The organism is Usitatibacter palustris (assembly GCF_013003985.1).
GTDB classification, from domain to species: Bacteria; Pseudomonadota; Gammaproteobacteria; order Burkholderiales; family Usitatibacteraceae; genus Usitatibacter; species Usitatibacter palustris.
Genome location: NZ_CP053073.1, coordinates 2,456,109 through 2,470,730, shown reverse-complemented (window position 1 = coordinate 2,470,730; position 14,622 = coordinate 2,456,109). Strand labels below are relative to the sequence as shown.

Below are 14,622 nucleotides of genomic sequence, written 5' to 3'. Positions count from 1 at the left end.
GTCATTCCTCCGGCTTTTTCAATTGTTTGGCGAGGTCCTGCATGAGTCCGAGCGCTTGCGGGATCCGCCATGGATGCGTGGGCACTTTTAGGGCGCTGACTTCGCGGCCCCATTGGCCCAGCACCGCGTGGAGCCGCACGACTTCCCCATGGGCCTTGTCGTACGCACCGCGGGTCTGCTCGTAGGCCTGGGTCGTGTGCGCATAGGCGCCGCTCAGCTGCTGGTAGGCGGAGGTGAGCTGCGCATACGACTCGTTGAGTTGGCGGTACGGTTCCGTGAGCGACGTGCTGCGCCCCAAGCCCACGCGGAAGCGCGCGACGGGGTGCGGCTTGAGCGGAATGATCGCGTGATAGTCCTTCACCATGTCGGCGGTGCCGCGGCCCTTGGGCAGGGCGGCGAGGTTGCGCGCGACCTTCTCGAGACGTTCGGGCTGCGACTTCAGCGCGCGGACGGCCTCGATGAGCGAATCCTTGTCCGGTTCGAACAGGAAGCCCGTCTCGCCATCGACGATGCGCTCCTTCAACGCGCCGACGGCCGAGGCAATCGGCGGAACGCCCAGGGCCATCAGCTCGCTCAGGGTGTAGCTGAAGGTCTCCGGGACGACCGAGGGCAGCAGGCACGCATCCGGATTGAGCGATTGCAGCACGCGCGGCAGGTCCGCGAGCTCGTACTTTTCGATCGCCTTCCAGCCGAGCTTCTCGGCGAGTTCCACGCCATTGCGGCCGCAGCCGAGCAGCGTGATCTTCGCGTGCGGCCGCAGGCCCTCGGCGGCTTCGCGCATCAGCTCGAGTCCCTTGTGGAGCGACAGGCGCCCGAGAACCACGATGCGCAGGCGCTGCGCATCCTCGCGCGGCGCGGTGGTGATCTTCGGTGCATCGAGGTCGATCCCGTGACCGATCGTATGCATCGGCACTTTCGCGAGGCGCGGATCGAGCTGGCGCAGGGTGTTGGCGACCGATTGCGACGGCACGATCATCTCGATGCCGTTGGCGATGACATGGTCGACGAACAGGCCGCGCATCGCGTGCCATTCCTCGGGCGTCTGCTGCTGGGCGAAAAACGTGTTGAGCGGATTGGACTTCGCGCAGGCGCGAAGGTCCTCGAGCGTGCAGCGCACGCAGGTCTTGCCGAAGCGCGGGTTGATCGCTTGGCAGACGGGGTAGAAATCGTGGCAGACGACGACCGTCTTTACGGGGAGCGTCAGCGCGTCGAGCGAATGGTTGATCAGCGACGAGACCAGCACCGCCTCGACGCCGAAGTCGCGGACGATCTCCTCGAGGATGGCGCGGTATTCGAGGCTCGTGCCGGCGCTCGACCGGATCGGCCGCGCGATGTCCCAGACGCGGACCGGCGCCATGGCCGAGGGGTCGGAGTAGAGGATCAGCCGCTGGCCGCCATCCTCGCCGATGCGGAACGAGGCGAGGATCATGTTGATGCGCATGGGATCGGCGCGGCCGAAGTCGCGCACCCAGCGTTCGAGGCCGCCGCCCCAGAAATGCATGACGTGCAACTGGACGGGCCGCTCGTCGAGGCCGGGCGTCGACACCGGCGGCAGGCCGATCCGGATCGAATCGCTCACGGCGCGGCGCAGGCCGGCGAATGGCGAGTGCCGGAGGAACGCCTGCTCCTCGAGTGTCGCGGGACCGGGTGCGGCGCTCAGGTGTCCCGGGCGTTCGACGTAGAGAAAGTCGCAAGCCACCGGGCTCCAGCCGGTCGCGCGCCACAGGCGCACGAGCGTGTCGAGCACGGACTGCGGCGACGCCGGCCCGGCCGGCAACATCGGCACGACCGCATCGAGCGCATCGCGGCGCAGGTACGCGCACACCGGATGCAGCCGCGGGATTTCGTAGCACGCGCGATCGCCCACGCAGTACGCGGTCTGATCGAGGAGGAGGGGGTCGAGCTTGTGCGCCGCGCGCGTTGCCTCGTCCACGAGTTCGGTCACCGGGGAGAGGTCGCACATCGGGACCGCGGCGGCGATGCGCGGCATCGAGTACGCGGCCTTCTGCAGGCGCGTCAACCAGGCGAAGGGTTCGGCGATGCCCTTGGCGATCCACGCGAAGTCCGCACCCGGATGCGCGGCGAGAGCGGCGCGAAGCGGGCCGAGGAAATCACCGGCATCGCCCGCGTCGAGGCGCACCACCGCCGGCGCAGGCCCGCTGGCGGCGATCTCCGAGGGCGGCGAGGAAGCGTCCATGACGGAAATTGTAAGCCACGACCTGCGTGGCACGGGCGTCTGAAAAGGGAACCGGGGAGTCGTTGGACTCCCCGGCACGATTGGTGGAGGCGGCGGGAATCGAACCCGCGTCCGCAAGACGTTCACAGCCAGTTCTACATGCGTAGCCACGCCATTTGATTTGACCCCCGTCCCGCCGGCAGGCGGGCTGGACGAAGGCGAGCCACCTTGGATTTAGCCCTCCGCAAAGTGGCCCTGCGGAGGGCGATCCATTGTGTATGGCTCTGCTGCGGTTTTACCCGCCCGGACCAATGGAAATCCGGTGCAGAGTCCGGCCGGTATTAAGCAGCCAGAGTGTAGCGGTCGTCGTTTGCGTTTATGTAGCTTGCGGCTGTTTTTACGAGGTAACCACGCCTCGGCATGCCCTGAACTGCTTCAGTACCCACGTCGAAACCATGTCGCCCCCATAAATGGGGTATTTCAGTGCGTCATTGTACTAGATGGGGTCCGGCGGACCCGGCTGCAAGGTCAGGCGGACAGGAGGTCGAGGGGGGCGTAGCGGCGGGCGAAGAGGCCGGAAGCGTCGGCGCTCCACCAGCGCTCCACGACCGTGGCCCACAGGCGCCGGGTGTCGATGACCGGCTCGGGCCCGCCGATCTCGTGCACGCGGATCACCGGGGGCGCTTCGCCGTAGAGGCCGCCTTTCACGCGCCCGCCCATCACAAAGTGCGTCGTGGCCTGTCCGTGGTGCGTGCCCTGCTTCTCGTTTTCCATCGGCGAGCGGCCGAACTCGTCGTACGTTGCGACCAGCGTTTCGTCCCAGCGCCCGATTTCGCGCAGGCCCGAGCGCAGCGCGACGAGGCCCTCGGAAAGGCGCTGTAGCGCGTTGCCGTGGTACTTCAGCTGGTCGTAGTGGCAGTCGACCGAATGATGCTTGTCGCCGTCGAGGCCGTTGAGCGCGAGGTGGATCACCGGAATCCCGCGGTCGACCGAGGCGAGCTCCACGGCCGCGCGCACCGCTTGCCCGAAGGGGTCCGTGGGAAAGCTCGTGCGCAGGGTGACGGTGGCGAGCGTATCGCCGCCGCGAGCAAGGCGCTCGCGACCCCGCGGGTTCGCATCGATCACGCAATCGGAGATCCGGCGCTTGGCGAGCAGCTCGTGGGCATGGTGGACCTGCACCACGCGCTGGCGCTGGCCGCGCATTGGTCCCATCGGGTCGGATTCGCGGATGTCGAGCAGATCGAAGGCCACCGCATCGGCCATCGCCCACTCCTCGAGGGCGCGACGGGCGAGGGCACGAGTGACCCAGCCCTCGGTCCGGTATTCCTCGAGATCGCAGGCGGTGAATGCCATCTCCGTGTCGCGGTAATGCTGCTGCGAGACGCCCGGCAGGCCGATCCCCTGGACCACCGCCAGCTCGCGCGATTCGAGCAAGGGCACGAGCGGCGCCATCGAGGGATGGAAGCCCTGCTTGTCGGTGACCTTCAGGACCGCGTCGCGTGGCACAGCGATGTTCGGGCGCACGCGGTAGTAGAGCGAATCCGTGTACGGAACCCACGTGTTGTAGCCGTCGTTGCCCCCATGCAGGTAAACGAGCACGAGCAGGCGCTGCGGTGTGTCGGCCGCAAACGCGGGAAGGGTTGCCGCGAGCGGTGCGCCCGCGAGGGCCTGCAGGAAGTGACGGCGCTTCATGAGGGTCATTTTAGGCCTCGTGGGCCTCGTTGGCGGCGAGACCCATCCATTGCCCGATGGCGAACGCGGAATCGACGACCGCGTCCGCACCCCAGAGGATCGCGGGCGGACCGTCGCCGAGGTAGCCGTAGCCGGCGACGACCACCTTCATGCCGGCCGCGCGCGCAGCCTGGACGTCGCGTTCGTCATCGCCCACGTAGAGGGATTTCATGGGGGCGACGCCCAGGTGGGCGCAGGCATGCAGCAGGGGGTCGGCGAAGGGCTTGGGTCGCGCGCAGGTGTCGCCGCTCACCAGGACTTGCGAGCGCAGCCCGAGGCCGAGGTGCGCGATGACCGGGCGGGAGAATTTCTCGAATTTGTTGGTGACCACGCCCCACGCGATTCCTTCGGCCTCGAGCCGGTCGAGCAGGCGGTCCATGCCGGGAAAGAGCCGCGTGTGGACGGCGAGGTTGTCGGCATAGATGTCGAGGAACTTCTCGCGCAGCGCGGGGAAATCGGGGTGCTCGGGCGTGAGCCCGAAAGCCGCCATGATCATCCCGCGCGCACCGCGCGAGACGAACGGGCGAACCGTCTCCACTTCGACGGGCGCGCGTCCCTTGCTCTCGAGCAGCACGTTGAGCGATGCGGCCATGTCCGGCGCCGTATCCGCGAGCGTGCCATCGAGGTCGAAGAGGACGGCCTCAAACATCGCGGCGCGTGGCGAGGATGTAGTTCACGCCGACGTCCGCGCCGATCGCATACACCTTCGTGATCGGGTTGTAGGTCATGCCGGCAAGGCCCGCCTGCGCGAGGCCGGCCGCACGGCCGTGGCGCGCAAGCTCGGAGGGCGTGATGAACTTCGCGTACTCGTGCGTGCCCCTGGGCAGGAGGCCCAGCACGTACTCGGCGCCGACGATCGCGAAGAGGAACGACTTGGGGTTGCGATTGATCGTCGCGAAGAAGACCCAGCCACCGGGCTTCACGGCGCGCGCGCAGGCGCGAACGATGCTGGCCGGATCCGGCACGTGCTCGAGCATCTCCATGCACGTGACGACGTCGAACGCCGCGGGCATCTCATCGGCGATCTGTTCGGCGGGGACGAGTCGATAGTCGACTTCCACCCCCGTCTCCAGGCGGTGGAGCATGGCGACCTTCAGCGGCTTCTCGGCGAGATCGATGCCCGTGACGCGCGCTCCGCGCACGGCCATCGCTTCGCTGAGGATTCCGCCGCCGCAACCGACATCGAGCACGCGCTTGCCGGCGAGCCCGCCGACGAGAGTTTCGATGTGGCCCAGGCGCAGCGGGTTGATTTCGTGCAGCGGCCGGAATTCGCTCGTGGGGTCCCACCAGCGATGGGCGAGCGCGCTGAATTTCGCCAGCTCGCCGGGATCGACGTTGGCGCCGGTGCTCATGCCTGGACGATGCGTTGTTTCCACCAGAGGGCCTTTTCCTTCAGCGTGGCGACGTCGATGCCGATCAGCTCGCCTTCGGTCACGCGCGCTTCGCCGCCGACCCAGACGTGCGAGACATGCTCGCGTCCTGCGACATATGCGATATGCGAGGCCGCATCGAAACAAGGGAGGGTTTCCAGCGACGAAAGTTCCACGGCGGTGAGATCGGCCCACTTGCCGGGGAGGAGCGAGCCGATGGCGTTGTCGAGGCCCAGTGCGCGGGCGCCGCCCAACGTGGCCATGCGAAGCGTTGCATGGGCATCGAGCACGCGTGCTTCGCCCGAGGCGCCCTTGGCGAGGAGCGAGGCAAGGCGCATCTCGGAAAACAGGTCGAGCCGGTTGTTGCTCGCGGCGCCGTCCGTGCCGACGCCCACGTTGATGCCGCGCGCGAGCATGGCGGCAACGGGAGCGATGCCGCTCGCCAGCTTGAGGTTCGATGCCGGGCAGTGGGCCACGCTCGCGCCTTCGCGAGCGAGGAGGTCCAGCTCGGAATCATCGAGGTGGACCGCGTGCACCGCGATCAAGCGCGGGCTCACAAGGCCGAGCCCGCGCAGCCGCCAGAGCGGCCGGACCTTGTGCCGCTCGACTTCCTGGGCGATCTCGTCGCGGGTCTCGTGCACGTGCATGTGGATAGGCACGTCGAGCTCCTCGGCGAGGGTTGCGATCTTGCGCAGCGTCTCGTCGCCCACGGTGTAGGGCGCATGCGGCGCGAGGCAGAAGGAGAGGGTGGACTCTCCGAGATACGCTTCGCGGGTCGCGAGGCCCTTGGCGAGATAGCCCGCCGCATCGGCTGCATAGGCGCTCGGGAACTCGATCGCGATGATCCCCAGGGTCGCGCGCATTCCAGCGCGCAACATCGCGCGCGCGGTGGCCCCAGGGAAGAAATACATGTCGTTCACGCACGTGATGCCGCCGCGCAGCATTTCCGCGGCCGCGATAAGGCTGCCGTCGTGCACGAAGTCGTCGCCGACGTGCTTGCCCTCAACCGGCCAGACGCGATCCTGCAGCCACGCCATCAGCGGCAGGTCGTCGGCGAGCCCGCGCATGAGCGTCATCGCCGCGTGGCAATGCAGGTTCACGAGTCCGGGCATCAGCACGTGCCGATCCAGGCGCACGACCGACTTCGCCGAGTACGTCGCCAGTGCCTGCGCCGCGGGCGCGAGCGCGACGATCTTCCCGCCGGAGATCGCGACGGCATGGTCGGTGAGGACCACCCCTTCCGGTTCGATCGGCAGGACCTGGGCGGCGACGATCAGCGTGTCGACGTTCTGCATTAGTTTCCCGTGCAGGAAGCACGAACAAAAAACCCCGCCGAAGCGGGGTTTTCTGCCGGGCTAGTGACTCTTACTGGCGAACACCCTTGAACTCGATGTCCACGCGACGGTTCTTCTGGCGACCTTCGCCGGTCTTGTTGGTCGCGACAGGCTGGGACTCGCCCTTGCCGATCGTCGTGACCTTCGCGCTGGCGATGCCCTTGCTCACGAGGTAATCCTTCACCGCAGCAGCGCGGCGCTCGGAGAGCTTCTGGTTGTACGCATCGCTGCCGACCGAGTCCGTGTGGCCCGTGGCGATGACCATTTCGAGGTCCACGCCGCGGAGCTTCGCGAGCGCGTCATCGATGTTCTTCTTGCCATCCGGACGCAGGACCGCCTTGTCGAAGTCGAACAGGGCGTCAGCCTGGATGACGACAGCCTGGCGAACCGAGGCCGGGGCAGGCTTCGCCGCCGGAGCCGGAGCCGCCGGAGCTGCGGGTGACGCCGGAGAGGCCGGGCTTGCGGGAGCAGCCGGGGCCGGTGCGGCCTTCGGCATGCAATCCGGGTGGCTGATACCGGAGGATTGGATGCAATTGCCGGAAGCGTCCCTTACCGGGGCGCCGGAGGAATCCGTTGCATTCGGCGTGACGCCAGCGAAAGCCGAGCCGGCGGCAATCGCCATGACGGCGGAACCGGCGATCAGCTTTCCGAGCGAGAAAATCTTCATATGGGAACTCCCAAGAGGATGTAGGTGATTGTTTGGCGCTGTGCTTTTTCTGTCGACCGTTCCTAAAACTGCTCGCAACATCATACACAAAGGGCTCTTGATTCGACAACCAAAGGCTGTGTTTTCCGCAACACCTTACCCCCGGTTAGTTGCATTTTCGCCACACTCCCTGTCAGCACGCGGGGTTTGGAAAAGCCCCCCTGACTGTGGTAGGATTTTCCTTTCGCCGCCGTCAAAAAGCGCCTTTATAACAAGTACTTAGCGGCCCCGTCGGGTCCGAGGGGCACCCAGCACACATGGAACAGTTCGCCAAAGAAACCCACCCCATCAGCCTCGAGCAGGAGATGCGCCGGTCCTACCTGGACTACGCGATGAGCGTCATCGTCGGCCGCGCCCTTCCTGATGTCCGCGACGGCCTCAAGCCCGTCCACCGCCGAATCCTCTTTGCGATGCAGGAGGCCAATAACGTCCACAACCGGCCCTACGTGAAGTGCGCCCGGGTTGTCGGTGACGTGCTCGGCAAGTACCACCCCCACGGCGACTCGGCGACCTACGAATCGCTCGTGCGCATGGCGCAGGAATTCTCCATGCGCTACATGCTGGTCGATGGCCAGGGCAACTTCGGCTCGATCGACGGCGATTCGGCCGCGGCCTACCGGTACACGGAGTGCCGCCTCCAGAAGATTTCCTCGGAGTTGCTCGCCGACATCGACCTCGAGACGGTCGATTTCGTGCCCAACTACGACGGCAAGGAGATGGAGCCGTCGGTCCTCCCCGCGAGGTTCCCGAACCTGCTCGTGAACGGCTCGTCGGGCATCGCGGTCGGCATGGCCACCAACATCCCGCCGCACAACCTGGGTGAAGTGATCGACGCGTGCCTCGCGACCCTGAAGGATCCGTCGATCGACATCGAGGAGCTCATCAAGATCGTGCAATCGCCCGACTTCCCGACCGCCGGCATCATCTATGGCCTCGACGAAGTGAAGCAGGGCTACCGCACGGGACGCGGGCGCGTGGTCATGCGCGCGCGCACCCACATCGAGGACATGGACAAGGGCGGGCGGCAGGCGATCATCATCGACGAGCTCCCGTACCAGGTGAACAAGGCGCAGCTGCTCATCAAGATCGGCGAGCTGGTGCGCGAGAAGCGGCTCGAGGGCATCTCGGACCTGCGCGATGAATCCGACAAGTCGGGCATGCGCGCGGTGATCGAGTTGAAGCGCGGCGAAGTCGCCGAGATCGTGCTCAACAACCTCTACAAGCTCACGCAGCTGCAGGAAACCTTCGGCATGAACATGGTCGCGCTCGTCGACGGCCAGCCGAAGCTGCTGAACCTCAAGCAGTTCCTCGATGCGTTCCTGCGCCATCGGCGCGAAGTCGTCACGCGCCGCACGGTCTTCAACCTGCGCAAGGCCCGCGATCGCGGCCACGTGCTCGAAGGCCTTGCCGTCGCGTTGTCGAACGTGGACGAGGTGATCGCCCTCATCAAGGCGGCGCCCACGCCCGCGGTTGCCAAGGAACAACTGGTCGCGAAGCTCTGGCAGTCGTCGCTCGTGAAGGAGATGCTCGCGCGCGCTTCCGCCGACCAATACCGGCCCGAAAGCCTGCCGCGCGAATTCGGCGCGACCGAGAAGGGTTACCGCCTCTCGGAGCCGCAGGCCCAGAAGATCCTCGAGATGCAGCTGCAGCGCCTCACGGGCCTCGAGCAGGACAAGCTCCTGTCCGAGTATCGCGAAGTCATCGCGACGATCGAGGACCTCCTCGACATCCTCGCCAAGCCCGAGCGCGTCTCGCAGATCATCGGTGACGAGCTCGCCGAGGTGAAGCGCGAGTTCGGCGACAAGCGCCGCAGCGAAATCGTGGTGAGCGGCCTGGACATCAAGATCGAGGACCTCATCGCATCCGAAGACGTCGTGGTGACGCTTTCGCACGCCGGCTACGTGAAGAGCCAGCCGCTCGATGAATACCGCGCGCAGAAGCGCGGCGGCCGCGGCAAGCAGGCGGCGACCACGAAGGAAGACGACTTCATCGAGAAGCTCTTCATGGCGAACACGCACGACTACGTGCTGTGCTTCTCCAACAAGGGCAAGGTCTACTGGATCAAGGTCTACGAAGTGCCGCAGGGCAGCCGCACGAGCCGCGGCAAGCCGATCGTGAACCTGCTCAAGATGGACGAGGACGAGCGCATCAACGCGATCCTCCCGGTGAAGGAGTTCGTCGAGGACCGCTATGTATTCTTCGCCACGCAAGAAGGTGTCGTGAAGAAGACCACGCTCTCCGAGTACTCGCGTCCGCGTCCCTCGGGAATCATCGCGGTCGACCTCGATGAGGGCGATTGCCTCATCGGCGTCGCGCTCACCGACGGCAAGCACGACGTGATGCTCTTCAACGACGAGGGCAAGGCCGTGCGCTTCGACGAGAACGACGTCCGCCCGATGGGCCGGGGTGCCCGCGGCGTTCGCGGCATGAACCTCTCCAAGGGTGGCAAGGTGATCGCGATGCTGGTGGCCGAGAACGAGCAGCAGAGCGTGCTCACGGCGACCGAGAACGGCTTCGGCAAGCGCACGCCGATCGCCGAATACACGCGCCATGGCCGCGGCACACAGGGAATGATCGCGATCCAGACTTCCGAGAGGAACGGCAAGGTGGTTGCCGCCACGCTCGTGTCCACCGACGACGAGATCATGCTCATCACTTCGGGCGGCGTGCTGATCCGTACGCGCGTGAAGGAGATCCGCGAGATGGGCCGCTCGACCCAGGGCGTCACGCTCATCAACCTGGGCGATGGCGAGAAGCTCTCGGGCCTGCAGAACATCATGGACCGGGACGAGGAAGAGAATGGCAACGGGAACGGGAACGGCCATGGACCGGCCTAGCGGCGCGCAGCGCATCTACAACTTCGGCGCTGGACCGGCGACGATGCCGGTGGAGGTGCTCGAGCGGGCGCAAGCCGAGCTCGTGAACTGGCACCAGGCTGGCCTCTCCGTGATGGAGATGAGCCACCGCGGCACCGAGTTCGTGGCGATCGCCGCGCAAGCCGAGGCGAAGCTGCGCAAGCTCCTTGCCGTTCCGGCCACCCACGAGGTGCTCTTCCTGCAGGGTGGAGCGACGCTGCAGTTCGCCGGCGTGCCGATGAATCTCCTGCGCGGCAAGAAGAAGGCCGACTACGTGAACACCGGCGAATGGTCGAAGAAGGCCATCTCGGAAGCGAAGAAGTTCTGCGAAGTGAACGTCGCGGCTTCGAGCGAGGACCGTAACTTCACCTACGCGCCGAAGCAATCGACGTGGAAGCTTTCGAAGGACGCGGCTTACGTCCACTACTGTTCCAATGAAACGATCGGCGGTGTCGAGTTCCATTGGACGCCGGAGACGGGCGACGTTCCGCTCGTGGCCGACATGTCCTCGCACATCCTTTCGAAGCCGCTCGACGTGTCGAAGTACGGCCTCATCTATGCCGGTGCGCAGAAGAACATCGGTCCCGCGGGCCTCGTGCTGGTGATCGCGCGGGCCGACCTGCTGGGCGAGGTCGTGGCCGGCACGCCGAACGTCATGAACTACAAGCTCCAGTCCGATGCGGACTCGATGCTCAACACGCCGCCGACATTCTCCGTGTACCTCGCGGGGCTCACCTTTGACTGGCTGCTCGCGCGCGGCGGGCTCGAAGGGATCGCGAAGGTGAACGCGCACAAGGCCGCGCTTCTCTACGACTACCTCGACGGCCAGGACTTCTATTCCAATCCGGTCGATCGCGAGGACCGCTCGCTGATGAACGTGCCGTTCCGCCTGCGCGACGACAAGCACGACGCGAAATTCCTCGAGCTCGCCGAGGCGCGCGGGCTCTCGCAGCTCAAGGGCCATCGCTCGGTCGGCGGCATGCGCGCCTCGATCTACAACGCGATGCCGGTCGAGGGCGTCGAGGCGCTGGTCGCGTTCATGCAAGAGTTCGCGCGCGCCCATGCCTGAGGCGGCGGCGGCCGCCTATCGCGTCGCGACCTACAACGCCATTTCCGCGCGGGGCCTCGAGCGCCTGTCGGCCTCGCACTTCGCCATCGGCAAGGCGCTGGCCGACCCCGACGCGATCCTGCTTCGCTCCCATTCGCTGCAGCTCGCGGAAATTCCGGCCAGCGTGAAGGCCATTGGCCGCGCCGGTGCGGGCGTCAACAACATTCCGGTCGAGGAGATGACCCGGCGCGGCATTCCGGTCTTCAACGCGCCCGGCGCAAACGCCAATGCCGTGAAGGAACTCGTGCTCGCCGCGATGCTTCTTGCGGCGCGCAACCTCGTTCCGGCCGCGGGCTTCGCGCAATCGCTCGCGCCCGGCGACGACTTCGACAAGCGCGTCGAGGACGGCAAGAAACAGTTCGCGGGATTCGAGCTGCCGGGCCGCACGCTCGGCGTGATCGGCCTGGGCGCCATCGGCGGGCTCGTGGCCGACACGGCGATCCGCATGGGCATGAAGGTCGTGGGGTACGACCCCGAGATCACCGTGGACAACGCCTGGCGACTGCCGGCGTCGGTGCGCCGCGCCGCCTCCATCGAGGAAGTCTTCAAGTCCTCCGATTTCCTCACGCTGCACGTGCCGCTCAACGCGAAGACGCGCCACCTCGTCGACGCGGCGCGGCTCGCCGGAGCGCGCAAGGGTCTCGTGCTCCTCAACTTCTCGCGCGATGCCGTGGTCGACGAGGCCGCGGTGCTCGAGTCGCTCGCGGAAAAGCGGATGCGCGGCTACGTGTGCGATTTCCCGAGCCCTGCGCTGCAGGGCCATCCGGGCGTCGTCACCTTTCCGCACCTGGGTGCCTCCACGGAGGAGGCCGAGGAAAACTGCGCGGTGATGGTGGCCGAGCAATTGCGCGCGTTCCTCGAGCACGGCACGATCGCCAACGCGGTGAACTTCCCGGCGGTGGAGATGGCGCGCGAATCGCCGCATCGCATCGCGATCGCGAACGCGAACGTGCCCAACATGCTCGGACAGATTTCGACTACGATGGCTCAAGCCGGCCTCAACATCCACAACATGGTCAACAAGTCGAAGGGTGAGATGGCGTACACGCTGGTCGATCTCGACAGCGCAGCCTCCGCCGAAGTGGTGCAGCGCATCGCCCGCATCAACGGCGTCCTCTCGATCCGGCCCATTCCGCTTATTGGCTCATGAGCAGCGAACTCGACCGACTGCGCGAATCCATCGATGCGATCGACGATCGCATCCTCGCGGCATTGAACGAGCGCGCGAAACTCGCGCGCACCATCGGCACGCTCAAGGTGGGCCACGCCTACCGGCCCGAGCGCGAAGCCAAGGTGCTTACGCGAATCAAGGGTGCGAACGCGGGCCCGCTCGCCGACGAGACGGTGGCGTACCTCTTCCGCGAAATCATGTCGGCCTGCCTCGCGCTCGAGCGGCCGATCTCGGTCGCGTACCTCGGTCCCAAGGGCACGTTCAGCGAGGCCGCGGCGAAGAAGCACTTTGGACTGGCGGCGGACGCCGTTGCCGCGCCATCGATCGACGAAGTATTCCGCGAAGTCGAAGCGCGCGCCGCCGATTTCGGCATCGTGCCCGTGGAAAATTCCACGGAAGGGGCGGTGGGCCGCTCGCTCGACCTCATGCCCAATACGCCGATGAAAGTCTGCGGCGAGGTGGTCCTGCGGATCCACCATCACCTCATGTCCAAGTCGGCGAAGGACTTCGCGAGCGTGCGCCGCGTGTTCTCCCACAGCCAATCGCTGGCGCAGTGCCACGAGTGGCTGAACACGAACATTCCCGATGCCGAGCGCATCGCGGTGTCGAGCAATGCGGAGGCCGCGCGCCGCGCCGCCGACGAAGTGAACGCCGCCGCGGTGGCAGGGGACATGGCCGCCGAGCACTACGGCCACACGATCCTCGCCTCGAACATCGAGGACGAGCCCAACAACACGACGCGCTTCCTCATTCTCGGCGACTACGAGCCCACGCCGTGCGGTCGCGACAAGACCTCGCTCGTGCTCTCGGCGCGCAACCGCGCCGGCGCCGTGTACGAAATGCTCACGCCTTTTGCCACGCGCGGTGTCTCGATGACCAAATTCGAGTCGCGTCCCTCGCGGGTCGCGCTGTGGGATTACCTCTTCTTCGTCGACATCGAAGGTCATCGCACCGACGCGAACGTGGCCGCCGCGCTCGAGGAAGTCCAACGCATTGCCGGCTACATGAAGGTGCTGGGCTCGTACCCGGCGGCCGTCCTGTAGATGGAAGGAACGCCACCCATGTCGATGAAGGACCTCGCGCCGGCCAACGTGCGCGGGATCTCGCCCTATGTTCCGGGCAAGCCCATTTCGGAGACGGCCCGCGAGCTGGGGTTGAAGGAGGCCGACATCCTCAAGATGGCCTCGAACGAGAACCCGCTCGGCTCCTCGCCCAAGGCGATCGCCGCGCTGCGAGGCGCGCTCGAGACGCTCGCCTACTATCCCGACGGTGCCGGCTTCGACCTCAAGGCCGTGATCTCGCGGGTCTTCGGCGTGAAGCCCGAGAACCTGGTGCTGGGCAACGGCTCGAACGACGTGCTGGAGCTTTCCGCGCGCTCGTTCCTCACGCGCGACGATTCGGTCGTGTTCGCGCGCCACGCATTCATGGTCTACCCGCTGGTCACGCAGGCGATCGGCGCACGCTCGATCGAGGTGCCCACGCGCGGCTTCGAGACCGACATCGATGCGCTCGTCGCTGCCGTGCGTCCCGATACGAAGATGCTCTTCGTGGCGAACCCCAACAATCCGACGGGGACGTTCACGCCCTGGAACGACCTGCGCTCGCTGCTCGAGCGCGTGTCCCCGCGCGTGCTCGTGGTGCTCGACGAGGCCTACGGCGAGTACCTGCCGCCCGAACTGCGCTCGCCCGCGCTCGAATGGATCGCGCGTTTTCCGAACCTCATCGTCTCGCGCACGTTGTCGAAGGCTTATGGCCTCGCGGGGTTGCGCGTCGGGTTCGCCATCGCGCATCCGGAAGTCGCGGAGCTCATGAACCGCGTCCGGCAACCGTTCAACGTGAACCAGCTCGCGATGGTCGCCGCCTGCGCCGCGCTGGAGGACTTCGATTTCATCGAGAAGAGCCGCAGCGTGAATGCCGCGGGCCTCGTGCAGATCGGAGCCGGTGTGGCGCGCCTGGGTCTCGAGGTGATTCCGTCGCGTACCAATTTCATCACCATCCGCGTGGGCGCGGCCGCGAAGATCTACGAGCGGCTCCTGGCCGCCGGCGTCATCGTGCGACCGCTCGCGGGCTACGGCATGCCCGAGCACCTGCGCGTGACGGTCGGCACTGCCGAGCAGAACGCGCGGTTCCTCGCCAGCCTGGAAGCGGCGCTCGCCGCTCCCTGATCCCCG

Annotated in this window: 11 protein-coding genes and 1 other RNA gene; 5 read left to right on the top strand and 7 right to left on the bottom strand. The window is 66.4% G+C overall.

Going from position 1 to position 14,622, the window contains the following annotated elements:
- Position 1 precedes the first annotated feature (1 nt).
- From DSM104440_RS12040 to DSM104440_RS12010, 7 genes are all read right to left on the bottom strand, one after another.
- Positions 2-2,197, bottom strand: a complete 2,196-nt coding sequence (locus DSM104440_RS12040; protein ID WP_171162935.1) for a glycosyltransferase — start codon at positions 2,195-2,197, stop codon at positions 2-4.
- Between the two features lie 81 nt (positions 2,198-2,278).
- Positions 2,279-2,642, bottom strand: a transfer-messenger RNA (tmRNA) gene (ssrA, locus tag DSM104440_RS12035).
- A gap of 62 nt (positions 2,643-2,704) precedes the next feature.
- Positions 2,705-3,877, bottom strand: a complete 1,173-nt coding sequence (locus DSM104440_RS12030; RefSeq protein ID WP_171162933.1) for a DUF1501 domain-containing protein — start codon at positions 3,875-3,877, stop codon at positions 2,705-2,707.
- A gap of 1 nt (position 3,878) precedes the next feature.
- Positions 3,879-4,556, bottom strand: a complete 678-nt coding sequence (gene gph / locus DSM104440_RS12025) for a phosphoglycolate phosphatase (protein ID WP_171162931.1) — start codon at positions 4,554-4,556, stop codon at positions 3,879-3,881.
- Entirely contained in the window at positions 4,549-5,259 is a 711-nt protein-coding gene (gene ubiG, locus DSM104440_RS12020) for a bifunctional 2-polyprenyl-6-hydroxyphenol methylase/3-demethylubiquinol 3-O-methyltransferase UbiG (RefSeq protein ID WP_171162929.1), read from the bottom strand. The genes gph and ubiG overlap by 8 nt, the downstream gene beginning before the upstream one ends.
- A complete protein-coding gene (locus tag DSM104440_RS12015) occupies positions 5,256-6,572 on the bottom strand; it encodes a TRZ/ATZ family hydrolase (protein WP_171162928.1) in 1,317 nt (438 codons plus the stop codon). The genes ubiG and DSM104440_RS12015 overlap by 4 nt, the downstream gene beginning before the upstream one ends.
- Before the next feature lie 70 nt (positions 6,573-6,642).
- On the bottom strand, positions 6,643-7,278 hold the full coding sequence (locus DSM104440_RS12010; RefSeq protein ID WP_171162926.1) for an OmpA family protein: 636 nt from the start codon (positions 7,276-7,278) through the stop codon (positions 6,643-6,645).
- A gap of 296 nt (positions 7,279-7,574) precedes the next feature.
- Here DSM104440_RS12010 and gyrA point away from each other — a divergent pair, with 296 nt between their 5' ends.
- The 5 genes from gyrA to hisC are packed head-to-tail and all read left to right on the top strand — an operon-like array spanning position 7,575 to position 14,616.
- Positions 7,575-10,154: a DNA gyrase subunit A gene (gene gyrA / locus DSM104440_RS12005; RefSeq protein ID WP_171162924.1), complete on the top strand. Its 2,580-nt coding sequence runs from the start codon at positions 7,575-7,577 to the stop codon at positions 10,152-10,154.
- Positions 10,141-11,241, top strand: a complete 1,101-nt coding sequence (gene serC / locus DSM104440_RS12000) for a 3-phosphoserine/phosphohydroxythreonine transaminase (RefSeq protein ID WP_171162922.1) — start codon at positions 10,141-10,143, stop codon at positions 11,239-11,241. Before gyrA ends, serC begins: the two co-directional genes overlap by 14 nt.
- On the top strand, positions 11,234-12,430 hold the full coding sequence (locus DSM104440_RS11995) for a phosphoglycerate dehydrogenase (RefSeq protein ID WP_171162921.1): 1,197 nt from the start codon (positions 11,234-11,236) through the stop codon (positions 12,428-12,430). The genes serC and DSM104440_RS11995 overlap by 8 nt, the downstream gene beginning before the upstream one ends.
- Entirely contained in the window at positions 12,427-13,494 is a 1,068-nt protein-coding gene (pheA, locus tag DSM104440_RS11990; RefSeq protein WP_171162918.1) for a prephenate dehydratase, read from the top strand. Before DSM104440_RS11995 ends, pheA begins: the two co-directional genes overlap by 4 nt.
- Positions 13,495-13,512: 18 nt before the next feature.
- A complete protein-coding gene (gene hisC, locus DSM104440_RS11985) occupies positions 13,513-14,616 on the top strand; it encodes a histidinol-phosphate transaminase (protein WP_171162916.1) in 1,104 nt (367 codons plus the stop codon).
- The last annotated feature ends 6 nt before the right edge of the window (positions 14,617-14,622 follow it).

What these genes read in the sequence shown, in the direction of transcription:
- DSM104440_RS12030 (WP_171162933.1), bottom strand. Translation starts at nt 3,877, where the DNA reads ATGACCCTCATGAAGCGCCGTCACTTCCTGCAGGCCCTCGCGGGCGCA.
- serC (WP_171162922.1), top strand. Translation starts at nt 10,141, where the DNA reads ATGGACCGGCCTAGCGGCGCGCAGCGCATCTACAACTTCGGCGCTGGA.
- ubiG (WP_171162929.1), bottom strand. Translation starts at nt 5,259, where the DNA reads ATGAGCACCGGCGCCAACGTCGATCCCGGCGAGCTGGCGAAATTCAGC.
- gph (WP_171162931.1), bottom strand. Translation starts at nt 4,556, where the DNA reads ATGTTTGAGGCCGTCCTCTTCGACCTCGATGGCACGCTCGCGGATACG.
- DSM104440_RS12010 (WP_171162926.1), bottom strand. Translation starts at nt 7,278, where the DNA reads ATGAAGATTTTCTCGCTCGGAAAGCTGATCGCCGGTTCCGCCGTCATG.
- pheA (WP_171162918.1), top strand. Translation starts at nt 12,427, where the DNA reads ATGAGCAGCGAACTCGACCGACTGCGCGAATCCATCGATGCGATCGAC.
- DSM104440_RS12040 (WP_171162935.1), bottom strand. Translation starts at nt 2,197, where the DNA reads ATGGACGCTTCCTCGCCGCCCTCGGAGATCGCCGCCAGCGGGCCTGCG.
- gyrA (WP_171162924.1), top strand. Translation starts at nt 7,575, where the DNA reads ATGGAACAGTTCGCCAAAGAAACCCACCCCATCAGCCTCGAGCAGGAG.
- hisC (WP_171162916.1), top strand. Translation starts at nt 13,513, where the DNA reads ATGTCGATGAAGGACCTCGCGCCGGCCAACGTGCGCGGGATCTCGCCC.
- DSM104440_RS12015 (WP_171162928.1), bottom strand. Translation starts at nt 6,572, where the DNA reads ATGCAGAACGTCGACACGCTGATCGTCGCCGCCCAGGTCCTGCCGATC.
- DSM104440_RS11995 (WP_171162921.1), top strand. Translation starts at nt 11,234, where the DNA reads ATGCCTGAGGCGGCGGCGGCCGCCTATCGCGTCGCGACCTACAACGCC.